This window comes from Paenibacillus sp. NMA1017 (genome assembly GCF_058895805.1).
In genome coordinates this window covers 611,470-634,800 of the sequence record NZ_JBZXYR010000001.1, presented here as the reverse complement: position 1 = coordinate 634,800, position 23,331 = coordinate 611,470, and the positions used below count along the sequence as shown (strand labels likewise).

Sequence of the window (23,331 nt, the reverse complement as noted above, 5' to 3'; positions counted from 1 at the left end):
TAATGACTAAAAGTAACCAACCTCAGCAAACCTTGCCCCCACAGCATCAGGACCAGCAACCGGGGATTGAGTCCAAAATGTCGCCTGCACCCCAGTTTGAAAAACCAACTTACAAAGCCGCTGGCAAGCTAACAGGTAAAGTTGCACTTATTACTGGTGGAGACAGTGGAATTGGACGGGCTGTAGCTGTCACGTATGCTAAAGAAGGTGCGGACGTAGCTATCATCTACTTGAATGAGCATAAGGATGCGGAAGAAACAAAACGTCAGGTGGAACAGGAGGGACGCAAATGCGTGTTGATTCCTGGCGATATCGGAGATGATCAATTTGCCAAAAAAGCGGTTCAACAGACAGTTAACGAACTGGGCAAGCTCGACATCGTCGTGAACAATGCAGCAGAGCAGCATCCACAACAAAAGCTGGAGGATATCACCAAGGAACAGCTGGAGCGCACTTTCCGTACGAATATTTTTGGTATGTTCTTCCTGACACAAGCAGCATTGCCGCACTTGAAGAAAGGAAGCACAATCGTCAACACAACATCGATTACCGCGTACGCTGGGAACAAGACACTCATTGATTATTCATCGACCAAAGGGGCAATCACATCCTTTACTCGTTCCCTTTCACTCAATTTGGCAGATCAAGGCATTCGGGTGAACGCTGTAGCACCGGGGCCGATCTGGACACCGTTAATTCCGTCTACATTTGATGCCAAGACGGTCAGCGAGTTTGGAGGAGCACAGCCAATGAAGCGCCCAGGTCAGCCGGAAGAATTGGCGCCGGCCTATGTGTACCTTGCTTCAGACGATTCTTCATATGTAAGCGGACAGGTTATTCATATCAACGGCGGTGAAGTTATAAACGGATAAGAGGACAAGGGAGAGGCTGGGGCCGTGTTATGCCCTGGCCTTTTTTATTTTCACAGTGGAACATAATGAAGGTAGCCTGTAGAATGAGACTTAACTTACATAAAGGATGGGCATATTTTATGAAATCGTTTCGTTTCAGGCTTACCCTGATCATGCTGATTTTGATTGGCGTATCTGTCCTTGCTGCTGGAATCACGATGGGACAAATTTTTAAAAATTCGAATATGAAGGTGCTAGAGGAGAACATGGGACGGGAGATCGACCTGCTTCGCGCTACATTCCCTTTTGTTAATGCAGATGCCCTGTCCAGCACGGATTATGTCTCCTATTATTCTCAAAAGGCGAAGGAAATTGCTCGTCTGACGGACTCGCGGGTGACCTTCATTCGCAAGGACGGGACGGTGGTTGGTGATTCGTTAAGTGATCCGCGTAAGATGGAAAACCACGCATCTCGTGAAGAAATTCAGCAAGCCTCAACAGAGGGAATCGGACGCACGATTCGTTACAGCGAAACCTTGCAGCGGAACATGCTATACGTTGCAGAGCCTGTTGTATCGAACAAGGGCTTTGACGGATATATCCGTTTGTCCATGAGTCTGAAAGCGGTGGAGGAGGGGGTGCGGCGCGGCTGGACGGCCATCGGGATTGGACTCGTGTTGCTGTTCCTTGCTGCTGGATTGGTGAGCTATCGTATTGCTCGCAGTTTGACCTCGCCTATTGAACATATTACAGGGGTAGCCAACCGCATTTCAGGACTGGATTATGACGCAAGGGTTGGTGTGCAGCGCCGGGACGAGGTAGGGCAACTGGGTGATGCCATTAATCGTATGGCTGACAGTCTCCAAAACCAAATGAAAACGATACGTGACAATGAGGATCTACTCCAGAGCGTCATGAGTAATATGACAGGCGGGATTCTAATGATTGATGCAAGTGAGTGTATTGCGCTTGTAAACCGTGAGTCTGAGCGAATGCTCGGTGTCGTGGGTAAACGGGTGACGGACAAGCCGTATCATGAGCTGAAGAAGCACTATGAGCTCACAAAGCTAATTGAGGGCAGCATACAAAGCCGAGAAAGGCTGCATGGTGAGGTTCATTTGTACAATCCCGAGGAGAGACTCGTGTTGCTGGACGGTGTTCCGATGTATGAGGATGAAGGCGGATATCGGGGGATGCTGTTCCTTTTACAGGATATTACAGCTATTCGACGGTTGGAAAATATGCGGAGCGAATTTGTGGCTAACGTTTCTCATGAGCTAAAAACACCGATTGCCGCGGTCAAGGGTTTTGCCGAGACGTTACTTGGTGGCGGGGTTAAAGATGAAGAGACGGCCCGTTCATTTTTGCAAATTATATATGATGAAAGTGAACGGCTAAATCGGCTGATTGGTGACATTCTGGAGCTATCCAAAATTGAATCCAAGCGTTCTCCGCTGGATTGCTCGCCGGTGCATGTTTCGTCGTTTATGGAATCATTGCTGGAAAAACTGAACAATGTAGCTGCCAAAAAAAGAATTACGCTACACATGGATATCCCGGATGAGCTGTTTATGGAGGCAGATGAAGATAAGCTTCAGCAGATTTTCCTGAATCTTTTGTCTAATGGCATCAACTATACACTTGATGGTGGCAAGGTAAAGATTAAGGTTCTAACGATACAGCGGGAGAATGACACGGAAAAAGTCGTATTTACAGTCAGTGATACAGGTATTGGAATTCCGAAGAAGGACCTGCCACGTATCTTTGAGCGTTTTTACCGGGTGGACAAAGGTCGCTCGCGCAACTCTGGCGGAACGGGGCTGGGATTGTCGATCGTCAAACACTTGGTTGATTTGCATCATGGCACACTTTCGGTAGAAAGTGAGCTTGGAATAGGTACGACATTTACCGTTGAATTACCGCTATTGCAACAGGAAGAATGAACTAGAATATTTTTTACATTCTGTTAACAATGCCGTGATAAAATAAACGGGTGTCGCATGAGTATGGAAAAGGTTTCAGGATTTTGACCAATGCGCCTTTAACAGGTAAACAGGAGATGAAGTTATTTATGGGACAACGCTTGCTGGTTATTGAGGATGAACCAACGCTTGCCAGATTGCTATCCTACAATTTGATACAAGAAGGCTTCGAAGTGGACACGGAGGATCATGGCAGTGCCGGGTTTGAGAAAGCCTCCAGAGAGTCCTACGATTTGATCCTGCTGGATTTAATGCTGCCGGGAATGAACGGACTGGACATTCTGAGCAGACTTCGCCATCAGGGGCTGACGACGCCTATCATTATCTTAACGGCCAAAAACGGTGAAGCCGAGGTTGTCCAAGGGCTGAAGTCGGGTGCGGATGATTACATCACGAAGCCTTTTGGCGTTTCTGAGCTGTTGGCCCGCGTGACGGCTGTGCTGCGAAGAACTTCCGGCGGGGATGAAGGAGTGTTGTCTGATCAGAAAGATAGCTCCAAAATTCAATTGGGCGAGCTGGAGATTTACCCTGAAAAATATGAAGTCATTCTTGGAGGTCAGTCCATCAGCCTCAGACCAAAGGAATTTGAGGTACTTCTTTATTTGTCCCGTAAGCCAGGTGTGGTATTGACCCGAGATGATCTAATGAATGCTGTTTGGGGTTTTGACTACATTGGCGGGCAACGGACCGTAGATGTGCACGTCAGTTCCTTACGCAAAAAGCTGGAGCTGGATCCCGACTCGGTTCATATTGATTCGATCCGTGGAGTGGGATACAAGCTGGTTGTAAATAAAAAAAGAAGCGCTTCTCATTTATTATAAATGAGGAGCGTTTTTCTTTATTCAGGGCAGTGTCCGGGGACCTTTGTGTCCATTTTGTGATTTTACATTTCATTAACAAAACCAGTCGCTAGAATCAACAAATGACCGATATGATGTTTCCGTCACTCCAAGTTAGTTAAAAAAAGGGGACTTCAGAACGATGATAACGGAACCAAAGACCCAGCCGAGTTCCACTGCCGTGATTGAACGTGAAGCATACAAGCCGATTACTACCTATGTGCCATGCCGGGAGGTTCCGATCATTGGTACGGATATGACTTGTAAAGAACTGTTAGGACTTATGAAAACACAGGAAGATATCCCTTGTGTCATTGTTGTGGATAAAAATGATCTTCCATTGGGCATTATTATGAGAGATGCGTATAATCGCCATTTTACGGGCAGATTTGCTGCGGCGTTGTTCTATGACAAGCCTGCGGCCATATTTGCCGATCCCGATACATTAATTGTGGATTTGAAAAGCCGGGCATCGGACATTGTGGAACTGGCGATGTTGCGCGAAGATCAGCGTTTTTATGATTGTGTGTTGGTTAAAGAAGGAACAAGGTTACTCGGCGTACTCACGATTCGTGATATCCTGTCCGTCGTGCAGCGAATGCAAAGAGAAGCAGGCGAAGAGCGGGGCGATGTGATTCGACATAGCTATGACGGAGTCCAGCGTATTCAGCTGACTGTGCTGGATGCAGCTAAAGAGGCCGATGACAGTGTGCGGCTAACCCGCTCAATGAGTGAATTATCCCGCCGTGGCAAAGTAGAACTGGAGGATGTTTTGCTCTCCTATCGTGCAGTCACGGAGCAAATGAAACGCCAGCATGAGCAGATGACGGCGTTGACCCAATCGCTGAATGACATTGCGGGCATGGCCTCATCCATTCGTGCACTGGCAGATCACAGCGGACTGCTGGCGATCAATGCGTCCATTGAAGCGGCACATGCTGGCGAACACGGACGAGGCTTCCAGATTGTGTCTCAGGAGGTGCGGAATATGTCACTCCAGACGAAAGCTTTTTCCACGCAGATTACAGGTTTACTCACCCATATCGAGCAAATGCTGCGTGACACCGCTGAGCTGACGGATACAAGTATGCAGCAGATTCATACAGGCTCTCAATATATATCTGCTGGAACACAAACTTTTGCCAAACTACTGCAGGCTGTCAATGAAATTGAAGCCAAAAACAGCGAGATGTCCCGTTCCGCAGAGGAAGCGGCTCTGAATGCAGCCGAAATTGCGCAGGAGCTTGAGCTCATGCTAAGTTCTTAATCATTTTACATACCGTTAACAAATCCACCACACTAAATTTACACACAGCTTATATAATCTTCATATTGTGCAAATCAGGTGCAATGCTTGAGGATCATAACTGCAACACGAAGGAGATCATAAATCCATGAATGATTCCGTAATTCGGATTGATAAGCTGAATTTGTATTATGAGAAATTTCACGCGCTGAAACATATAAACCTCGATATTCCTGAAAAAACGGTAACAGCCTTTATCGGCCCGTCCGGCTGCGGCAAATCAACCCTGCTCCGTACGCTGAACCGGATGAATGACATGATACCGGGAACACGTATTGAAGGCACCGTGAGCATCGCAGGTCAGGATATATACGGCGACACTATGGAAGTAGAAACCCTGCGCAAGCAGGTGGGAATGGTTTTTCAACAACCTAACCCATTTCCCAAATCGATTTATGATAACGTGGCCTACGGCCCGCGTCTGCATGGAATTCGGCAAAAGGACAAGTTGGACGAATTGGTCGAGCAAAGCCTGCGGCAGGCGGCACTCTGGGAAGAGGTCAAGGACTTTCTGAAGCGTTCTGCTCTGAGCTTGTCCGGTGGACAACAGCAGCGGTTGTGCATTGCCCGGGCGCTTGCTGTACAGCCAGATATTTTGCTTATGGATGAGGCGACATCTGCGCTAGATCCGATCTCCACGATGAAAATTGAAGAACTGGTTCAGGAATTGCGAGACACGTATACCATTGTCATGGTGACGCATAACATGCATCAGGCAGCGCGTGTGTCCGGTCGAACTGCGTTCTTTTTGAATGGTGTTGTGGTGGAAGCGGCAGATACAGAGACGATGTTTTCCACGCCGCAAGATTCACGTACGGAAGATTATATTTCAGGGCGATTTGGCTAAAGCCTACCAGAGATTATGCCAGAAGGGGTGACTTCGAAATGATACGTAGAAAAGGTTTTGATGAAGGATTAGAAGAACTGAGAGCCGTATTGCGCGAAATGGGTGCACACGTTTCGAAGGCGCTCGATCAGGCCATTGAATGTTTACAAACCAAAAACACAGAATTGGCTCAGCAGGTGGTCAAAAATGATGCATCCCTTAATACGCTGGAAGAGAATATTCTCGATATGGGTTCCAAGCTCATTATTACCCAGCAGCCGGTAGCGAAGGATTTGCGCCGGATCATTGTTGCATTTAAAATTTCCAGTGATCTGGAACGGATGGGCGATTTGGCACTTGATATTGCCAAGGTGACACTTCGTTTGGAAGGGCAGCAGATCATTAAGCCGCTGGTGGATATTCCGCACATGGCTTCCATTGTTAAAGAAATGATAGACGATGCGATCAAATCCTATTTGGATGAAAATACAGATCTGGCCTATAAAATGGCCAAAGAGGATGATCGTGTGGATTCCATGTATAGCCACATGATCAGCGATCTGTACGCCTTTATGGTAGAAAAGCCGGCAGAGGCTTCACAAGCCATGCTGCAACTGCTTGTAGGACGATACATTGAACGAATTGGTGACCATGCTACGAATATCGGTGAGAGCACTGTATATCTCGTGACAGGGGAGAGACCAGATTTGAACCAGTAGAGCTTTCAGGTATATAGCGGTTGTTTCTGACCCAGACTTGTCTTTGAGCAAAAGGCAAATTTGGTTAGGAAGCAGCCGTTTTTTTCTGAAAAAGGAGTCTTGTATGTTAAGATAGGAAGAGGAATGCGTAAAACGTAAGAATGTTACGAATGCATTGATGAACTTGCGAGGTGCTAAATGGATAAACTCATGCTTATAGATGGTAACAGTATCATTTACCGGGCGTTTTTTGCTATGCCACCATTAACGAATTCGAGCGGGCAGCAGACGAACGCGGTGTACGGATTTACGACGATGTTATTGCGGCTCTTAGAGGAGCACAAACCAACGCATATTCTGGTTGCTTTTGATGCTGGTAAAATAACGTTTCGCCATAAAGGATACGAGGATTACAAAGGTGGACGGGAGAAAACACCGCCAGAGCTGTCCCAGCAATTTCCGTTGCTGAAAGAGCTATTGACCGCTTTCGGCATTGCTCAGTTTGAACTAGATGGATATGAGGCGGACGATATTATAGGCACCCTCTCCAAGACAGCGGACGAAGCGGGTTTCAATGTGCTAGTCGTGACCGGGGACAAGGATATGCTTCAATTGGCTTCAGACCATGTCACAGTCGGCTTGACTCGCAAAGGGGTTACGGAGGTGGAGACGTATGGACCTGAGCAAATTCAGGAACGATATGGCCTGAAGCCGCTGCAAATTATTGACCTTAAGGGTCTGATGGGCGATACGTCGGACAATATTCCTGGTATTCCTGGCGTAGGTGAAAAAACAGCGCTCAAGCTGTTGCATCAATACGGTTCAGTCGAAGAAGTGCTGGCGCACACGAATGAGCTGAAGGGCAAAATGAAAGAACGCGTAGAGACACATGCTGACGATGCGCGAATGAGCAAAGATTTGGCGACCATTTACCGGGATGTAACGTTGGACAAGCAGCTGGAAGATGTGGTCTTCGGCGGGCTGCAAGCAGAAACGGCCGGGCCAGCTTTGGCGAAGCTGGAGTTCAAGTCCTTGCTGGAGCGTTTATCTTTTTCAGGTGAGGTTGGCAGTACTAGGGTAGACGTAGAGGAAGCCGCGGCTGACGTAACAGTGCTGGATGAGCAGCGGATTAGCGAATTGGTAGAAGTGTTGGATCATGTGGATGTGCTGCATGTTGAAACGCATGGTGATAATCCGCATCATGCTGACATCGTAGGTCTGATATTTGCCGCAACGGGACAGCAGTTTTTTATGACACTGGATGTACTGCAAAGCGATGCAGCTACACCAATTCGCGATTGGCTTGCTGACCCTGAATGCAAAAAACGCGGTCATGATCTGCATCGTACGGATTTGGCTTTACACTGGCATGGAATTGAGTTTGCAGGTGCCGAGTTTGATGTGCAATTGGCAGGGTACTTGCTGGACCCAACCGATGCAAACCAGACATTGAGCGGATTAGCAGCCAAATATGGCTTGTCTTCGATTCGTCCAGACGAGGAAGTGTTCGGCAAAGGAGCTAAATATAAAGTTCCTGACGTGGATGTACTGTCCGATCATGTGGCGCGTAAGGCAGCGGTGATTGAAGCTTTGGTGCCTGTGCAGCAGGCTGAGCTCGAGAAAACGGAAATGCACAAGCTGTTTCATGAGCTGGAGATGCCGTTGTCCCGCATTTTGGCGGATATGGAGAAGCAGGGCATTTTAGTGAACGTAGAAGAACTGCGCGCTTTGGGAAAAGAATTTGAAGCCCAGATTGCAACGTTGGTGGGTGAAATCTACAGCATTGCCGGAGTAGAGTTCAATCTGAATTCGCCCAAGCAGTTGGGTGAGATTTTGTTTGATAAACTGGGTTTGCCTGTCATTAAAAAGACGAAAACGGGGTACTCGACCGATGCGGAGGTACTGGAAAAGCTGGCCCCCTATCATGATATTGTACAAAACATTTTGCAGTACCGTACCATTGCCAAACTCCAATCGACGTATGTCGAAGGATTGCTGAAAGAAATTTCGAAGAAAACGGGTAAGGTGCATACGTATTTCCGGCAGACGGTTGCAGCAACTGGACGCTTGAGCAGTCAATTTCCGAATTTGCAAAACATTCCGATTCGTCTTGAGGAAGGTCGCAAAATCCGCAAAGTATTTGTTCCGTCCGAACCGGGCTGGTCTATTTTGGCGGCAGACTACTCACAGATCGAGCTGCGGGTGCTGGCTGATATTTCGGATGATGAGCGTTTGAAAGAGGCTTTTGTCCACGATATGGACATCCATACCAAGACCGCATCAGATGTGTTCGGTGTAGCAGCGGAAGATGTGGACTCCAATATGCGGCGTTCTGCGAAGGCAGTCAACTTTGGGATTGTCTACGGGATCAGTGATTATGGTTTGTCACAAAATTTGAATATTACGCGGAAGGAAGCGGCTCGCTTTATCGACCAGTATTTTGATGTGTTCCAAGGTGTCCGCCGTTACATGGATGATATTGTGAAGGATGCGAAGCGGGACGGCTACGTAAAAACGCTGTTGGAACGCAGACGCTATTTGCCAGAAATTAACGCCAGCAATTTCAACCTGCGTTCATTCGCTGAGCGTACAGCGATGAATACGCCGATTCAAGGTACTGCAGCTGATATTATCAAATTGGCGATGGTACAGATGGATAAGGCGCTACGTGAACGTAATCTTCGCAGCAGAATGCTGCTCCAAGTACATGATGAGCTTGTGTTCGAGGTTCCGCCTGAGGAAATGGAAACGATGAAAAAGCTTGTCCCGGCTACCATGGAAGCCGCATTGAAGCTGGCGGTGCCGCTCAAAGCTGAAGTAAGCTATGGCAGCAATTGGTATGAGGCCAAGTAAGATATTTCAATGAGTAGATAGTCCCAATTTGACGCTGCTTCCGTTATAATATAGGGTGAGGTGAAGACATCATGCCGGAATTACCGGAAGTAGAAACGATTAAACGAACGCTAAACGAGCTTATCGTTGATAAACATATAGATCATGTGACCGTGAATTTGCCGCGTATCATTCAACGGCCCGATGATATCCACGCTTTTGCGATGGAGTTGGCCGATCACCGAATTATAGGGGTGGAGAGACGCGGAAAGTTTCTGCGGATTTTGCTGGACGGGCTGGTGCTGGTCTCCCATCTTCGAATGGAAGGGCGATATGGATTGTATTCACATGAAGATCCTGTGGAAAAGCATACCCATGTCATCTTTCATTTTAAAGATGGTACGGAGCTGCGTTATCAGGATGTGCGCCAGTTTGGCACGATGCACTTATTTCCGGCAGGACAGGATTTGCTGGAAAAGCCGCTGAACAAGCTTGGTTTGGAGCCAATGGACGAGGCCTTTACACCGGAAATGTTGCGTGCCGCTGTTGGAACTCGTTCGACTTCGATCAAGGCAGCGCTGTTAAACCAGTCATATGTGGTGGGCATCGGGAATATTTATGTAGATGAATCGTTGTTTAAGGCGGGTATTCATCCAGCACAGCCAGCCAAAAGCCTAACGGATAGCCAATTTCATGTCTTGCATGAGGCGATTGTCTCCACGCTGGGTGCGTCCATTCAGGTTGGAGGCTCGTCCATTAAATCGTTTGTTAATGGACAGGGCAAAACGGGTGACTTCCAGCATCAATTGCAAATCTATGGACGTAACGCGAAGCCTTGTATTAACTGTGGTACATTGATCGAAAAATCTGTCGTAGCTGGACGTGGCACACATCATTGTCCGGTCTGTCAGCCTCTGCGCTAAGAAGGCACAGTCACCCCAAGCCCATCCCTCTCATATATTGTTCCAAGTACCAATACTGCGGAGGGTTTCGGTTGTTATAAGGCCCTGCCTTCGCAATGGGAGGGAATTGGAGTGGCTAATCATTGGGGAGCCCTGCTGTTACTGGCATTTGCGCTAAGTTTGGACAGTTTCGGAGTCGGTGTTACATATGGTCTGCGCAAAATGAAAATTCCACTGTTGTCGATTGCTATCATCTCCATATGTTCAGGTTTGGTGATCGGCATATCCATGCAATTGGGCGCATTACTATCTCGTGTTCTGTCTCCTGTATATACGACCGTTTTCGGCGCTGTCATCCTGATCTGTATCGGCTGTTACTCTTTGTTTCAAGCTCTGCACCGCAAAGAGGATTTGCCGGAGGATTCAGCGGAGGTCCCTCGGGGCCTGCTTCTTAAAGAACAGACTGATCCAGTGAGCAGATCTGTTCTTGGGGTGAAGAGGAGTGCAGAGAATGCTGATACAGAGTCTTTCCTTAGCTCAAGAAAAGATCTGTCGACAGAAGCTTCGGTGGAGCAGCAGGAGGAGCGAACGTTATTTTCTCTGGAGTTCCGCAAATGGGGGCTTGTTATTCGGATTCTTCGAAGCCCGTCTGCTGCGGATATGGACCGCTCTGGCAGTATATCTGCTACCGAAGCGGTTTGGCTAGGTATTGCATTATCGGTCGATGCGTTCGGAGCGGGATTAGGGGCAGCTATGCTTGGTTTTCAACCACTGTCTACTGCGCTGGCTATTACGTTATTCAGTGGAACATTTTTGATTGCAGGGATGAAGGCAGGTTTCTTTCTATCAGCATTTCGATTTATGAAGGCGTTGGGTGTATTGCCGGCATTATTACTGATTATGATGGGCATATTGAAGCTGTTATGAGGTGAAAGAGCATGAATATCGGATTAACCGGAGGTATTGCTACCGGAAAAAGCACCGTGTCGGCTCTTTTGGTCGCCAAAGGTGCGCTGCTGATCGACGCAGATGCCATTGCCCGGGAAGTGATGCTTCCGGGGCATCCGGTGCTGGCGGCGGTCATACAGCATTTTGGACAAGCAATAGTGAACAGTGACGGAACCCTGCACCGCAAAAAACTGGGTGAGATTGTATTCGGAGACCCTGCCCAGCGGCAGGCACTTAACGATATTACACATCCTGCTATTCGTGAGGAAATGCGTATGCGCATGGAAGCATATGAACGTGAACAGCCGGACAAGCTTGTTTTGGCAGATATCCCGTTACTGTACGAGTCCGGGCTGGAGAGCTTGTACGAGGAAATTATGGTTGTGTACGTACCACGTGATATTCAGCTCCAGCGTCTGATGCACAGAGACGGTCTGACGGAGGAGCAAGCCGGACTTCGGCTGTCCGCACAAATGGATATTGAACAAAAGAAAAGCTTGGCCGATATCGTTATCGATAATAGCGGAACACAGACTGAGACGAAACGACAAATTGATCAATTTTGGCAGCGGAAGGGACTTGCATGAATATTTTGCGAAAGAAAAGAGTCCTGCTCACTTTGTTTGTCGGGTTTGTCCTGATTCTGTTCCTTAATTCAAATTGGATGTCCTGGTTCTATCCGATTCAATATAAGGATGAGATTCGGCAGTATTCACAGACGTATGAAGTGGACCCATTTTTGGTGGCGTCTATTATCCGCGTAGAAACCAATTTTAAAACCAGCAAGCAGTCGCATAAGGGGGCGCTAGGGCTGATGCAGATTATGCCGAATACGGCAAATTGGATTATGGACAGCGCCCAGATTCAAAAGGTTCCGCTGGACAGTGTCAAGCACGAGCCTGGCACCAATATTGAGCTGGGAACCTGGTATTTGCATAACCTATCCATAAAGTTTCAGGATAATCCTGTAGCAATCGTAGCTGCTTACAATGCAGGGCCGGGTAAAGTTCAGGAGTGGCTGGATAAGGGGGTGTGGGATGGAAAAGAAGAGTCCATTAAGCAAATCCCTTTTGGTGAGACACGACATTATGTACAGCGGGTCATTTATTACTATAGGCAGTACACGAAAATTTATAATGATTTTTAAATGACAAGTTAATAACATGATGAGCCTTTTCGCTTTAAAATGAAAAAAGCGCAGGACAGGCTGTTTTTAGCAGCCCATCCATACACTTTATCTGTTATTTCTGCATTATTACCGCGATTATTGGTATTGACCTGCCAATTGTTGTTCGGCGATCGTTACGAGGCGTTTTGTGATGTAGCCCCCGATCGAACCGTTCTCATAGGAAGTCATGTTACCTTGGTATCCATCTTGAGGAATGCTGATACCCAGCTCTTGAGCGATTTCATATTTCATTTGCTCCAGAGCGCCGGAGGATCTGCTGACTACCAGATTGTTGGAGTTGCCATTGTTTCCTTGTGCCATTGTTGTTCACCTCCTCGCGATGTGGTAAACATATTATGATCCGTTTTGACAAAATTATTACTAAAAATCTTCGGGAATTTATTGGAAAAAGAAAGTGGTGAGATTATGAAATGTCCGTATTGTGCCTACAATGGCACGAAAGTGTTGGATTCGCGACCTGCGAATGATAACAAGTCCATTCGTCGCCGTCGTGAATGTGAGCAGTGTGCCAGGCGTTTTACCACCTTTGAAATGGTGGAGGAAACCCCACTCATGGTCATCAAAAAAGACGGTAGCCGTGAAGAGTTTAGTCGTGATAAAATGCTGCGCGGTCTCATTCGGGCCTGCGAGAAGCGCCCAGTATCCGTCGAGCAACTGGATATGATCGTATCCCAGGTGGAGAACGCTATCCGCAACACAGCAGCCACAGAAGTGGATAGCCAGCAGATTGGTGAGCTGGTCATGGAACAGCTCTACCCAGTGGATGAAGTCGCCTACGTACGTTTTGCGTCCGTCTATCGTCAGTTTAAAGACATCAATATGTTTATGAAGGAACTGAAAACTCTGTTATCTAAAGATACAGCCAGCGACTGATCGCTGACTGTATCTTTCTTGAGTCAAGATGGGAAGATGATTATATTTTTTTTATAAAAGTATTGACACAGGAATAAAAATTTTATATGATATAGAAGTCGCTTGAAACGTTGATTAACTTGCTTATGATGGGGCCTTAGCTCAGCTGGGAGAGCGCATCGCTGGCAGCGATGAGGTCAGGGGTTCGATCCCCCTAGGCTCCACCAAACTTTTATTATGGACTCTTAGCTCAGTTGGTAGAGCAGTTGACTCTTAATCAATTGGTCCAGGGTTCGAGTCCCTGAGAGTCCATCCTTTTAGAAAAACGGCAGAGATGCCGTTTTTTTGTTGTTTATAGATCTATTCCCAATCTACCCGAGAACAGTTATGGGTTGAATGAGCGCGTAACTGACTGCACAGAAAACAAATCCTACAGGAAATAGACTCGATTTTGAATAGCAACCCATTGTTTACGAGTGTAACTTTGATCGTTGTTTCATCGCAGCTCGTATTTTACAATAACATGAGTTGAGTTCCTAATCATGGAACTGGGCTAAGTGAAAACCAATGTGATGTCAAAAAGGAGGGGGAACGATGTATCGTATCATTGATTTCGTACTCAATCTGCTCCATGCAAAGCCTGCGGAATAAACAAGGCGAAGCTTGGTATGGAGCGAAAATATTTCGCCTGTAAGGATTAGTTATTGGCAGACGCAGGCTTTGCCCTTAAAATGTAAAATTTATTTTAAGGAGCGAGCCCTACATGAATTATTTGAAGGCAACTGATCTGCTTCCTGATGATTTGCTTAAGGAAGTTCAGCGGTATATACAAGGAGAACTTATTTATATCCCAAGTCGTCCAAGTGGGCGTAGGAGATGGGGAGAAAGCTCAGGTGCGGCCCTTTATTATCTCATTCGAAATGAAGAGATACGTGCAAGATTCAGCGAGAGGGTGCCCATTGAAGAACTCTCAGAACAATACGGATTGTCTGTAGACCGCATTAAGAAAATCGTATACTCCAAAAAATAAAAAATGTGCCCGCAGAGATGATCTGTGGGTTTTTTGTTGTCCGCATATATAAGCAGAACGTTACAAACACTTGATAAAAGAACTTGGCATATATCTGAAGTTCCAGAATCTTTACAATAAGGTTATTACAGAAGAGCAGGAGGCAAATAATGAAGTATACTCAGAAAAAATTTGAAACGCATGACTTTTTAAGGATTAGAGATTTTTTGAAACACTCCCTGAAAAGTAATCCTGACCTTAAAAATTGGTTCATAGATCGCTGGAATTTCTGTAGATATTGGGGACAAATCATGCACAATACATTTGAAACGTGGCCTGAAACTGTTGGGATTTGGGAGGATGAACATCAAGAAATAGTTGCTGTTGTTCACCCTGAAGGAGAAGATAACATAGGTGAAGCTTATTTCCAGCTTGCAGATCGTGATTTTTCAAATGAATTTCTAAATGAATTAATAGATTATGCTGAATTGAAAATAGCTTTACATGGTGAGAATGTAGCTACTTTAGATATAATCGTAAACGAGGATGGAGAGCAACTGAAAGAGCTTTTGAAAAAAAGAGGGTACATCTTGCAAGATGGGAAAGAAACGACATCCTGTATGAATGTACCGCATGATGTTAAGCTGGAATTACCAAACGGGTTTAGAATTTCGGATGCGAATGAAGTGGGGGATTTTGAAAAAGGGTTTGCTCATGGAAGAGCATTTGGGTATTACAAGGGTGATTATCCAGATCATAATGTCGCTGAGCGATGTTATATATCATTGAGAAATGCTCCTGATTATATACCGGAATTCGATGTAGTCATCCTAGATCATAATAATGAAGTGGCTTCTTTCACTACAATCTGGTACGACGAGCTGAATAAAATAGGAATACTGGAGCCTGTAGGTACGATACCAAAGTATAGAAAAATGGGGCTTGGAAAAGCCGTTATTTATGAAGCCATAAAAAGAGTCAAGGACAAAGGTGCAGAAAGAATCTTTGTGGGTTCTGATCAGCCCTTTTATTTTTCGATGGGGTTTTCATTAGCATATTCAAAAGAAGTATGGAAAAAAAACAACCTTGTTTAACGCTGACTGACATAATCGGCAAGGATTTTGAGATACTCGTCATTCACCAATTTTCTTGGGGCGAATACGGCTGTTAAAAAAGTTAGAGATTTTGAACGCGCGATTTTTTCATCCATCATGGAGTGGTCGGCTTCAGGTAAACGAATCACGGACAGCAGCTCTGCGGGGATTTTCTGGCGATAGACTCGCTCGGTATCCTTTATATCAACATTAATATCTTTACCAGCCAGAACCAAGAGTACAGAAGAATGAAAGTGACTTAATTCTTTGGTGGAATCAGACAGAAAATTTTTGCCTATAAAGCTCCATCTTTCTTTGGAAATTATATCGTCAGGATCGGCTATGCTTAGGTACTCTTCATAGGAAGCATGATCTTTCAGTAATTGTAGAACCTTTTGGTCGTAGTCCAGTCTCTTTTTAATTTGCTGCGGGCTAGCTCCTTCTTGTTCCAACTCTTTCCTGGTATTAAATTGTCCTTGGGAAATCCAGTTCACGGCAGGCGATACAAGGATGCTGAATGCAATATCATGCTCCTCTTTAACGATCTTTGGAATGACCCAGCCTGCTTGACTGGCTCCCCATAGGCCGATTTTTTGCTTATCGATCATAGGTAAACTTCTTGCCCAGTCTATTGCATATCGGATCTCCTGTGCGCGGTCCTCCATGCTTTGGTCCAGCCAATTGCCAGGAGCGCTGTTAATACCGGGCTTATTCAGTGACAGAGAGGCATAACCCTTGGAAGCGAACTTTTCCCACAGTGGTTTGTATCCATCATCATATGTGTCATTAATAGGACCATCCCCATGGACAAAAACAACCAATCCAACCTTTCCCGAGTAGTTCTTAGGCAAAGCTAATGTACCTGTTAACAGCCCTTTAGGTGTCGTTATTTGTATTTTTTCTTCTGTCATCTTGTAGGAATTCTGATATAGAACAATTAGTATCAAGGCAACAGCTAGAGCTGCCACAATAGCAAAAGTAAGCTTGAATGTTTTTTTCAACGATGTTCTCTCCTCGAATGCAGGTCCTCTTTCCAACTCATCAGATGCCATACAGGCTCCTTGAACCAAAAATGTCGTAACCCATTATATTTGGATTGTTCTACTTCAAACGCCAGTTTGTGATACAAACGGATAGCCCCTTGGTTCTTATGCGCTACATGAAGCGTCAATGCATGAAAACCTGATTCAACCGTAAAATGCTGTGCGAAAGCTAGAAGATGGCGTCCTATCCCCTGATTACGATGACTTGAACGAATCGCCAAATGATCAATGTAACACTCATCTATGGCAGGCTTATATTCCAGTGCATGCATGCCTCTCAAAAATTTAAATACATTAAAGCAACCAAACTGTTTTAGGAGCGGAGTCCAAGAAATGGGGTTTGTTTCAGGAAGTGAAGAGTAGGAGGGTTTCCATTTAAGGGAAAGAACACCGATAACTTCTTCGTTTTCTTTGGCTACAAATTGTTTCATAGATGTAGAATAAGGATTTTGAACCCAAACCTGCATTAACAACTGCTGTATAGCTTGATCCTCCAGTGTAACAAGAGATTGGAATTTTGCTTTAAACGATTCGACTAAAAGACTGCAAACAGCTTCATGGTCTTGTTTCTGGTAAGCAACAATGTCAAAGGATTTTACACTCATTTAGCACCCTCCAAGATTTTCTACTTTAACTTGAATTTCGTATTGCAGCTTGTTGTTGTCGAACATCGAAAGATAAGATTTTTCTACTAGAACAATCTTGCTTTGGCAGTTATATTGGTGAAGAGCTACATATCGTTCCATTTGCTTGATTTCATAATCAATCTCAGCTTCTTCAATGACGGAAAGATGCTTATAAAGATAGTTGCCTTCTTCCAGAATATAGTCAGCCACATCCGCCGTTTCATAACACAGCTTCAACTGTCCAGCATCAGACAAGTAATGCAGGTTATTTTCAAATAATCGAGGTGGGGCAGGGTGGTGTCCAAATAGGTTTCCAGCAGTGAGCTCCTGACCATTCTCCAATGCAAACCATAGCTTTAAATGACGGGGACCTAATCGTTTGACTTGATACTCATCGCCCTGCTGGGTCCGATTATTATGTTCTTTTAACACTTTGTGAATAAACTGTTCATGCATCTTTAAGTTAGCTATTTCAGCTTGTACCTTTTGCAACGAATGCTCTAAAAGCTGGTTATAATCATCGGCAGTATAGGAAGTCATACATTCTTGAATCTGACCGACAGGGACATTTAATTTACGTAGTAATAAAATATGCGAAAGCTGATAAATCTCATGAAGCCCGTACATCCGATATTGATTTTCTTCAGTATGTGATGGATAGAGGATTCCCTTTTCTTCAAAATATCGCAGTTGATGTACAGATACATTCATAAGCTGAGCAAGCTGGCTGATCGTAATGTGTTCTTTCAATGACAGGACTCCTTACTGATAGTTGAATAACTCCACTATAAACCTTAGGTCAGACCTAGGGTCAATAGAAAATATCAAATCAAATCCTGGATAGGCGTATGTGTCGAGCATTTGATGCCCATACCAGGGGGAGACTGGAGAGTTTACCTGTCGGTGATAACCCGTTATAATCATAAGATTAGTGAGCATATACAAAGATACTCAGGATGAAGGTTAGAATGGGGAAATTATGTTGAAAACTTTTAAAAAGGTATACATTGAGATAACGAGCATTTGCAATCTCGCATGCAGCTTTTGTCCTCAAACACAGCGTGTCAAAAAATTTATTGATCCGGAAGTCTTTCGAAATGTGCTTGATCAGGTCAAACCACATACAGATTATATCTATTTGCATGTAAAAGGAGAGCCGTTGCTCCATCCGAAAATTGATCTTTTGCTGGAAAGTGCTCATGAGAAAGGCTTGAAGGTCAATATTACTACCAATGGTACCTTGCTGCCGAAGACTGGACATAAGCTGCTTGGGCAACCAGCGCTGCGTCAGATGAACTTCTCTCTCCACAGTTTTGACGGGCATGAAGGCTCCGTGGATCGAGAAGGATATCTGGGTAATATTTTCACGTTTGTAAGAGAAGCGGTGAAACATAATGTCATTGTTTCGTTCCGTCTCTGGAACTTGACTGAAGATAATTTGACTAATGTGCAGCGTCAGCGAAACCGGGAAACACTTGAACGACTGGAGCAAGAATTTGGACTGGACTATCGGATTGAGGAAAAGGTGATACCGGGCAGTGGGGTCAAAATCGCACCAAACGTTTACTTGAATCAGGACCATGAGTTTGAATGGCCGAGCCTCAGTGCCCCGGAAGATGACGGAAAAGGCTTTTGCCATGCACTCCGTAGCCAGGCGGCGGTATTGGTGGATGGAACGGTGGTTCCTTGCTGTCTTGATGGAGAAGGTGTCATTAATTTAGGTAACGTGCATGAGCAATCTTTTTCCGACATTGTGGAAGGGGAGCGTGCAAATCGTCTGTACTTCGGGTTTTCCAAGAGAGAAGCGGTAGAAGAGTTATGCCGAAAATGCGGGTACCGCAAACGATTTGGAACATAGTCATACATGTAGGCTTTAAGCGACAGTAGAATGAATCGCAAGAAAGATAGCCCTTTTCCAGGGCTTTTTTACTTATATTTTTATATATACATACATAATTAATGGTTTTAAACTGTTCAGAGGAAGTTGGATACAATCGATTGCTTGTGAGAATGAAGATGCTAAAGCTACCACCTACCAAGAAGGCATTGAATATGAAAGAAGGATTTGAAAATATCTCACTTGAGGTTTTACCCGAGTATATGGGAGATCACATCTTTGTATACGGCTCAGAAGATGAGGGGGCTAATCAGATTCTGCATAGTGAGCTATGGAAAGGCCTTCCGGTTGTGAAAAAAGGACAGGTTTATATGTACGGTTCATTCAGCAATAAAGAGGATGAGTTTGTGATGGAAGATCCTTATTCATTGGAGCTTCAGCTGGATACCATAGTTAATCTCTTATTAGCCCACAAAAAATAAAGCTGAATACAGCTATAAAAATCGAAAATAGGTTACCGATGAAACACATGATTCATAGAAAACAAACCAAACTGCTAAAAACGAGGATAAACCTCTGTGTTTAGCAGTTTTTTTGTCGTAATTCAACAGAGGCACTCACCTCAGTTGCTTATGGTAGTCGTCACCACGCCATTAATGACTGCCGTTCGCTGCAACGTCCCCGTTTACAAAAAACAGTGACTATTCTCACAAAAAACGACATATTCCGACACTGGAATGCCATATTATAGGAAGTGTTGATAGGCTATAATCGTAGCAATGAAAACGGATTGTCACAAAAATTTATTAGAGTCAGGATTGGTGGTTCAAATAATGAAGCTAGCAACAAAATTAACCTGGATGATGCTCATCATACTGCTTCTGGTAGGCTCCTCCATTGGATACTTCGGATATCGTACTGCATATCATCAAGTGGATGAAGCTGCTGGGATCGAGCTGGTGGGTTGCGCCAATATTACGACCGGCCTTATAGATCCTGCGGATATATCGGCTCTGGTCAGTGGAGATAACAGCAAACTTGCTGCCATTGAAGACCGAATCGGTTGGATTGTAGCACATAAGCCTATTTTTAAAGAGGCTTTCATTATCTCTTTGGATGGAAAAATCCTGGCTGCCGATGCCAACTTCAAGCAAAGAGGCTATCAAGCTGGCGATTCCTTCTACTTCACGGACGAAGACAAAGAAATGATAACTACTATGAAGCATTCAGCATATTCCAAGGTTTATACATATGAAGGAACTTTGCTCAAAACTGGATACGGTCCCATTTATCAGGACCATGATCCCACTAAGCCCATTGTTGCACTGATGGCCATCAATTTTGACGGCTCGTTAATTCAGGAACGGACGTTGGATATTATTGTTCAGCCCTTTATTATTGGCGGCTCCATTTTCATCGTGGCTATCCTTGTTGTTTACCTGCTGATTCGCCATATGGTAAGTCCGCTTACCAAGCTGTCAGCCTCTGTGAATACCATTACCAAGGGCGACCTTACTCATAAACCGCTTCTTTTCAAAAGCAAGGATGAAATCGGGACGCTGGCCCGCGACTTCAACGATATGACAATGAACCTGCGCAACCTGATTACTCAGGTCAATGACACCTCTATGCTGGTCGCTTCTTCCTCTCAAGAGCTGTCTGCCAGCGCACAGGCAACGAACCGTGCTGGAGAGCATAGCGTGAATGTTACAATTGAGCTGGCTGATGGGGCGCATACCCAACTGGAGAATCTGGAAGGAAGCTATAAAGCTGTTCAGAATATGTCACGCTTCATCAGCGATATTGCAGGCAATGCGGACATAGCAATGAACAAGGCCGCAGATAATGTCCAGAAAGCACGCCTTGGCCGGGAATCGATGGATTCCACCACCTCCCAAATGGGAGTTGTCAGTGAAAGCATCAGCGATCTCTCAAGCATTATTCATACGCTTGGCAGCCATTCCAAGGAGATTGAGAACATTGTCGGCACCATTGCCAGCATCGCCGAGGAGACCAACTTGCTGTCCTTGAATGCAGCGATAGAAGCTGCACACGCCGGAGAAGAAGGCCAAGGCTTTGCCGTTGTCGCTGGCTCTGTCCGCAAGCTGGCCGAGCGTTCTGCCAAATCTGCCACACAAATCAGCGAGTTGATCAGTCTAATTATCGCCCAAATGGACAAGGCGGGAGAAACTATGAAGCGTTCCACGGATGAAATGATGCAGGGCAAGGAGTTGATCATATCGGCCGGGCGCTCCTTTTCCGAGATCGAAGTCTCCATCTCAGATATGTCTTCCCAAAGCGAGCAAATATCAGCCACAGTTCGGAATCTGGCGCTGATCTCTGAAGGGCTTGTTGAAGCCATTCAGAATACCGTAATAGTCTCTAACCATACGGCTAAAGGGGCGGAGTCCCTGTCCGTCTCATCGGAGCAACAGCTTGCTGCCATGCAAGAAGTGGAATCCTCCGCAGCGCTTCTCTCATCACTTGCTGAGAAGCTTCAGGTGCTTGTGGAGAACTTCAAGATTTAAATATTTAGTTTTAGCTATGTAACAGAAGAATTGTCTGTATCCATCAAGGAAAAGTGCGTATAAATTACATTATCGATGAATTACGAGGTTCAAAGAGAAAAAAACCGCTAAAGACGAGGGTAAACCCTGTGTTTGGCGGTTTTTTATAGTGATTTAACGATGGCTTTCTCTCAGTCGCTTATGGTAGTCGTCACTGTGACATTGTTGACAGAGGTTGAGGAAGCACTAGAGTTGAAATTAACAACCTCAACGACTACTGTTGCACCAACAATCAGGCCTGTATTTATAATTAGATTTGTAGCAGAAAGCGTTGTTAAGCCGCCTCGCTGCAACGTCCCATTTACAAATACATTGTAGTATCCGCTACTAGTCGGAACAACAAGACTGTTTGCCGCGACTGAAGTACCACTATCATTTGTAAAACTTTGTGCTGGGATGGTGGTCACTCCTCCTAATATATCACCCAGCACGACAATAGCTGTGTAACGATTAACCGCTGGAGTGACATTGATGCTTGTTGTGATAGCAATGTTTCCAGATACGATACTGTCTGCTTCCAGATAGATTCGAATAATAGACATAGGAATTCCTCCATTCCTAATATTCCAGATAAATATTATAGTTTATGTGAATATTCTAGATATGGATTGGATGGGATGGAGCCCGGGAGCCCCTTTTCGTTGCACAGGGTATACGGAATCATAATACAATGATAGCTTCTCTAAGGTATTTTGGCCGCTATTACTCACTTGTTTGCGCTAGAGTGAATAATGAATTTTTGGGGAATCTGTTGGATTTATATAAAGGAGAGGTTGGTATAAAATAGATATACATGATTGATAGCAGATACATAAAGAGTGAGGGAATAACGATGATCAAATTAAAAGATATAGGCAATTTCGAGGTTCTTCCTGAGGTAGCGATGCATATCGTTCAAGGCAATATATCCGCTTTACGCCAAGCGCTGACCGAAGGCTGGGATATAGAGCAAGGAATCGTACTCAGCAAATATACGACATTAAGTCCATTGGATATTACACTCATCACTGAGCAAATGGAAGTCTTGAAGCTACTGGTCGATGAGAGGGTTCAACTTAATGTGAAGGATAATCCCGCATTCCTGACGGCTGTTCGCTATGGTACCGAAGAGATTGTCCGTTATGTGGTTGCCCATGGCGCCAAGCTGGACGGGAAAAATCATGTCAAATCCGGTGCCTATGAGCAAGCCTACTACGGTAACAAAAATAATATCCTGCTTATCCATGAGCTTGGCCTCGATATGAAGCAGCATGCTGGAGCAACACTCCGCAACGCAGTTAGTAAGCATGACCTAAAAACAGTAGCATTACTACTGGAACATGGCGTAGATATTAATTTCAATGCCCCTAATATGGTATATCCTTATAAAGCCACGCCTTTGACAGTGGCGGCACGCAACAACGATTTTGCAATGGTGAAGTATTTGGTTCAGCAAGGCGCAGATGTGGCGCTGGCAGAAAAAGATGGAGAAAGGGCATATACGATTGCACTAAGTAATAAAAACGTGAAAATGGCTGAGTATTTAAAGTCCGTTGAGCCTCCGGCATTTCACAATCTGGAAAATAAACGACATGCTTTAAAAAGCTACAAGCTTCCAAAGGATCTTACAGCCTTTCTGATGGGGGATCAGCTCCGTGTGGATCTGCCAGAAAATGATCTTGATATTCAATTTGTTGATTTCTTCTCATTCATAGATACGGTTGAGATGAAGGTAGGTCGGCAAAAGCTGCTGCGTCTGTCTCTAAAAGTAGATAATTACTCGGATATTATATTGGTGTGGAATCCGAAGCAGAAGTGCCTGGGTTATTATGACGAGGAGCATCAGGAATATGCGGATGTGTGCAGCTTTGCCGAGTTTCTTGCACAGCCGGAAGATTATCTGGAGAAGATTATTGAGGGTGAATATTTATCATAGCGAGGTGAGCCATGA

Annotated in this window: 23 protein-coding genes and 2 tRNA genes; 20 read left to right on the top strand and 5 right to left on the bottom strand. The window is 45.1% G+C overall.

The annotated features are described in order from the left end of the window. The first annotated feature begins 2 nt into the window (after positions 1-2). The 11 genes from AC5ELV_RS03025 to AC5ELV_RS02975 all read left to right on the top strand — a co-directional run bounded on the left by AC5ELV_RS03025 (position 3) and on the right by AC5ELV_RS02975 (position 12,331). Complete coding sequence (locus AC5ELV_RS03025) at positions 3-872, top strand: SDR family oxidoreductase (RefSeq protein ID WP_493429072.1); 870 nt, start codon at positions 3-5, stop codon at positions 870-872. A gap of 119 nt (positions 873-991) precedes the next feature. Next, positions 992-2,794 (top strand): two-component system histidine kinase PnpS, encoded by a 1,803-nt coding sequence (pnpS, locus tag AC5ELV_RS03020; RefSeq protein WP_493429071.1) that lies wholly within the window; start codon positions 992-994, stop codon positions 2,792-2,794. Between the two features lie 128 nt (positions 2,795-2,922). Next, positions 2,923-3,654, top strand: coding sequence for a response regulator transcription factor (locus AC5ELV_RS03015; protein ID WP_013309604.1), 732 nt, complete (start codon positions 2,923-2,925; stop codon positions 3,652-3,654). 160 nt (positions 3,655-3,814) lie between these two features. Beyond that, positions 3,815-4,939, top strand: a complete 1,125-nt coding sequence (locus tag AC5ELV_RS03010) for a methyl-accepting chemotaxis protein (RefSeq protein ID WP_493429070.1) — start codon at positions 3,815-3,817, stop codon at positions 4,937-4,939. Positions 4,940-5,066: 127 nt separating this feature from the next. Further along, the gene (gene pstB, locus AC5ELV_RS03005; protein WP_013309606.1) at positions 5,067-5,825 is read left to right on the top strand and encodes a phosphate ABC transporter ATP-binding protein PstB; all 759 of its coding nucleotides are present in this window, start codon (positions 5,067-5,069) and stop codon (positions 5,823-5,825) included. Between the two features lie 38 nt (positions 5,826-5,863). After that, positions 5,864-6,523 (top strand): phosphate signaling complex protein PhoU, encoded by a 660-nt coding sequence (gene phoU, locus AC5ELV_RS03000; protein WP_493429069.1) that lies wholly within the window; start codon positions 5,864-5,866, stop codon positions 6,521-6,523. Positions 6,524-6,700: 177 nt separating this feature from the next. Further along, on the top strand, positions 6,701-9,355 hold the full coding sequence (gene polA / locus AC5ELV_RS02995; RefSeq protein WP_493429068.1) for a DNA polymerase I: 2,655 nt from the start codon (positions 6,701-6,703) through the stop codon (positions 9,353-9,355). A 71-nt stretch (positions 9,356-9,426) separates the two neighbouring features. Continuing rightward, complete coding sequence (mutM, locus tag AC5ELV_RS02990; protein WP_493429067.1) at positions 9,427-10,257, top strand: DNA-formamidopyrimidine glycosylase; 831 nt, start codon at positions 9,427-9,429, stop codon at positions 10,255-10,257. Positions 10,258-10,368: 111 nt separating this feature from the next. After that, the gene (locus tag AC5ELV_RS02985) at positions 10,369-11,163 is read left to right on the top strand and encodes an MntP/YtaF family protein (protein WP_493429066.1); all 795 of its coding nucleotides are present in this window, start codon (positions 10,369-10,371) and stop codon (positions 11,161-11,163) included. 11 nt (positions 11,164-11,174) lie between these two features. Further along, positions 11,175-11,771, top strand: coding sequence for a dephospho-CoA kinase (gene coaE, locus AC5ELV_RS02980; protein ID WP_493429065.1), 597 nt, complete (start codon positions 11,175-11,177; stop codon positions 11,769-11,771). Then, entirely contained in the window at positions 11,768-12,331 is a 564-nt protein-coding gene (locus AC5ELV_RS02975) for a lytic transglycosylase domain-containing protein (RefSeq protein ID WP_061828669.1), read from the top strand. Before coaE ends, AC5ELV_RS02975 begins: the two co-directional genes overlap by 4 nt. Positions 12,332-12,448: 117 nt before the next feature. Here the strand turns inward: AC5ELV_RS02975 and AC5ELV_RS02970 are convergent, their stop codons facing one another. Then, entirely contained in the window at positions 12,449-12,673 is a 225-nt protein-coding gene (locus AC5ELV_RS02970) for an alpha/beta-type small acid-soluble spore protein (protein WP_013309613.1), read from the bottom strand. 105 nt (positions 12,674-12,778) lie between these two features. Here AC5ELV_RS02970 and nrdR point away from each other — a divergent pair, with 105 nt between their 5' ends. The 5 genes from nrdR to AC5ELV_RS02945 all read left to right on the top strand — a co-directional run bounded on the left by nrdR (position 12,779) and on the right by AC5ELV_RS02945 (position 15,328). After that, positions 12,779-13,246, top strand: coding sequence for a transcriptional regulator NrdR (nrdR, locus tag AC5ELV_RS02965; RefSeq protein WP_013309614.1), 468 nt, complete (start codon positions 12,779-12,781; stop codon positions 13,244-13,246). Positions 13,247-13,376: 130 nt separating this feature from the next. After that, positions 13,377-13,452: transfer RNA gene (locus tag AC5ELV_RS02960), tRNA-Ala, on the top strand. Positions 13,453-13,464: 12 nt separating this feature from the next. Continuing rightward, positions 13,465-13,537 (top strand) — tRNA-Lys (locus AC5ELV_RS02955). Between the two features lie 451 nt (positions 13,538-13,988). Next, a complete protein-coding gene (locus AC5ELV_RS02950) occupies positions 13,989-14,255 on the top strand; it encodes a CD3324 family protein (protein WP_493429064.1) in 267 nt (88 codons plus the stop codon). Between the two features lie 149 nt (positions 14,256-14,404). Continuing rightward, positions 14,405-15,328: a GNAT family N-acetyltransferase gene (locus AC5ELV_RS02945; protein WP_493429063.1), complete on the top strand. Its 924-nt coding sequence runs from the start codon at positions 14,405-14,407 to the stop codon at positions 15,326-15,328. On the opposite strand, the gene AC5ELV_RS02940 is transcribed toward AC5ELV_RS02945, so the two are convergent. From AC5ELV_RS02940 to AC5ELV_RS02930, 3 genes are read right to left on the bottom strand one after another with little or no spacing between them, the layout of a single operon-like run. Next, positions 15,325-16,329: an alpha/beta hydrolase family protein gene (locus AC5ELV_RS02940; protein ID WP_493429062.1), complete on the bottom strand. Its 1,005-nt coding sequence runs from the start codon at positions 16,327-16,329 to the stop codon at positions 15,325-15,327. The two genes, AC5ELV_RS02945 and AC5ELV_RS02940, sit on opposite strands and share 4 nt — an antisense overlap. Next, the gene (locus AC5ELV_RS02935; RefSeq protein WP_493429061.1) at positions 16,326-16,976 is read right to left on the bottom strand and encodes a GNAT family N-acetyltransferase; all 651 of its coding nucleotides are present in this window, start codon (positions 16,974-16,976) and stop codon (positions 16,326-16,328) included. The genes AC5ELV_RS02940 and AC5ELV_RS02935 overlap by 4 nt, the downstream gene beginning before the upstream one ends. Continuing rightward, positions 16,977-17,747: a helix-turn-helix domain-containing protein gene (locus AC5ELV_RS02930; RefSeq protein WP_493429060.1), complete on the bottom strand. Its 771-nt coding sequence runs from the start codon at positions 17,745-17,747 to the stop codon at positions 16,977-16,979. 229 nt (positions 17,748-17,976) lie between these two features. Between AC5ELV_RS02930 and AC5ELV_RS02925 the strand changes: the two genes are divergently transcribed. The 3 genes from AC5ELV_RS02925 to AC5ELV_RS02915 all read left to right on the top strand — a co-directional run bounded on the left by AC5ELV_RS02925 (position 17,977) and on the right by AC5ELV_RS02915 (position 21,362). Next, positions 17,977-18,855 (top strand): radical SAM/SPASM domain-containing protein, encoded by an 879-nt coding sequence (locus tag AC5ELV_RS02925; RefSeq protein ID WP_493429059.1) that lies wholly within the window; start codon positions 17,977-17,979, stop codon positions 18,853-18,855. A 194-nt stretch (positions 18,856-19,049) separates the two neighbouring features. Continuing rightward, positions 19,050-19,316 carry a hypothetical protein gene (locus AC5ELV_RS02920; protein WP_493429058.1) on the top strand — a complete coding sequence of 89 codons (267 nt, stop codon included), beginning with the start codon at positions 19,050-19,052 and terminating at the stop codon, positions 19,314-19,316. Between the two features lie 351 nt (positions 19,317-19,667). After that, positions 19,668-21,362 carry a methyl-accepting chemotaxis protein gene (locus AC5ELV_RS02915; protein WP_493429057.1) on the top strand — a complete coding sequence of 565 codons (1,695 nt, stop codon included), beginning with the start codon at positions 19,668-19,670 and terminating at the stop codon, positions 21,360-21,362. Positions 21,363-21,532: 170 nt separating this feature from the next. Here AC5ELV_RS02915 and AC5ELV_RS02910 read toward each other — a convergent pair whose 3' ends face one another. Continuing rightward, positions 21,533-21,943 (bottom strand): DUF4183 domain-containing protein, encoded by a 411-nt coding sequence (locus tag AC5ELV_RS02910; protein ID WP_493429056.1) that lies wholly within the window; start codon positions 21,941-21,943, stop codon positions 21,533-21,535. 290 nt (positions 21,944-22,233) lie between these two features. Between AC5ELV_RS02910 and AC5ELV_RS02905 the strand changes: the two genes are divergently transcribed. Continuing rightward, positions 22,234-23,316, top strand: coding sequence for an ankyrin repeat domain-containing protein (locus AC5ELV_RS02905; RefSeq protein ID WP_493429055.1), 1,083 nt, complete (start codon positions 22,234-22,236; stop codon positions 23,314-23,316). Positions 23,317-23,331: the final 15 nt, after the last annotated feature.

What these genes read in the sequence shown, in the direction of transcription:
- AC5ELV_RS03025 (WP_493429072.1), top strand. Translation starts at nt 3, where the DNA reads ATGACTAAAAGTAACCAACCTCAGCAAACCTTGCCCCCACAGCATCAG.
- pnpS (WP_493429071.1), top strand. Translation starts at nt 992, where the DNA reads ATGAAATCGTTTCGTTTCAGGCTTACCCTGATCATGCTGATTTTGATT.
- AC5ELV_RS03015 (WP_013309604.1), top strand. Translation starts at nt 2,923, where the DNA reads ATGGGACAACGCTTGCTGGTTATTGAGGATGAACCAACGCTTGCCAGA.
- AC5ELV_RS03010 (WP_493429070.1), top strand. Translation starts at nt 3,815, where the DNA reads ATGATAACGGAACCAAAGACCCAGCCGAGTTCCACTGCCGTGATTGAA.
- pstB (WP_013309606.1), top strand. Translation starts at nt 5,067, where the DNA reads ATGAATGATTCCGTAATTCGGATTGATAAGCTGAATTTGTATTATGAG.
- phoU (WP_493429069.1), top strand. Translation starts at nt 5,864, where the DNA reads ATGATACGTAGAAAAGGTTTTGATGAAGGATTAGAAGAACTGAGAGCC.
- polA (WP_493429068.1), top strand. Translation starts at nt 6,701, where the DNA reads ATGGATAAACTCATGCTTATAGATGGTAACAGTATCATTTACCGGGCG.
- mutM (WP_493429067.1), top strand. Translation starts at nt 9,427, where the DNA reads ATGCCGGAATTACCGGAAGTAGAAACGATTAAACGAACGCTAAACGAG.
- coaE (WP_493429065.1), top strand. Translation starts at nt 11,175, where the DNA reads ATGAATATCGGATTAACCGGAGGTATTGCTACCGGAAAAAGCACCGTG.
- AC5ELV_RS02975 (WP_061828669.1), top strand. Translation starts at nt 11,768, where the DNA reads ATGAATATTTTGCGAAAGAAAAGAGTCCTGCTCACTTTGTTTGTCGGG.
- AC5ELV_RS02970 (WP_013309613.1), bottom strand. Translation starts at nt 12,673, where the DNA reads ATGGCACAAGGAAACAATGGCAACTCCAACAATCTGGTAGTCAGCAGA.
- nrdR (WP_013309614.1), top strand. Translation starts at nt 12,779, where the DNA reads ATGAAATGTCCGTATTGTGCCTACAATGGCACGAAAGTGTTGGATTCG.
- AC5ELV_RS02950 (WP_493429064.1), top strand. Translation starts at nt 13,989, where the DNA reads ATGAATTATTTGAAGGCAACTGATCTGCTTCCTGATGATTTGCTTAAG.
- AC5ELV_RS02945 (WP_493429063.1), top strand. Translation starts at nt 14,405, where the DNA reads ATGAAGTATACTCAGAAAAAATTTGAAACGCATGACTTTTTAAGGATT.
- AC5ELV_RS02935 (WP_493429061.1), bottom strand. Translation starts at nt 16,976, where the DNA reads ATGAGTGTAAAATCCTTTGACATTGTTGCTTACCAGAAACAAGACCAT.
- AC5ELV_RS02925 (WP_493429059.1), top strand. Translation starts at nt 17,977, where the DNA reads ATGTTGAAAACTTTTAAAAAGGTATACATTGAGATAACGAGCATTTGC.
- AC5ELV_RS02920 (WP_493429058.1), top strand. Translation starts at nt 19,050, where the DNA reads ATGAAAGAAGGATTTGAAAATATCTCACTTGAGGTTTTACCCGAGTAT.
- AC5ELV_RS02915 (WP_493429057.1), top strand. Translation starts at nt 19,668, where the DNA reads ATGAAGCTAGCAACAAAATTAACCTGGATGATGCTCATCATACTGCTT.
- AC5ELV_RS02910 (WP_493429056.1), bottom strand. Translation starts at nt 21,943, where the DNA reads ATGTCTATTATTCGAATCTATCTGGAAGCAGACAGTATCGTATCTGGA.
- AC5ELV_RS02905 (WP_493429055.1), top strand. Translation starts at nt 22,234, where the DNA reads ATGATCAAATTAAAAGATATAGGCAATTTCGAGGTTCTTCCTGAGGTA.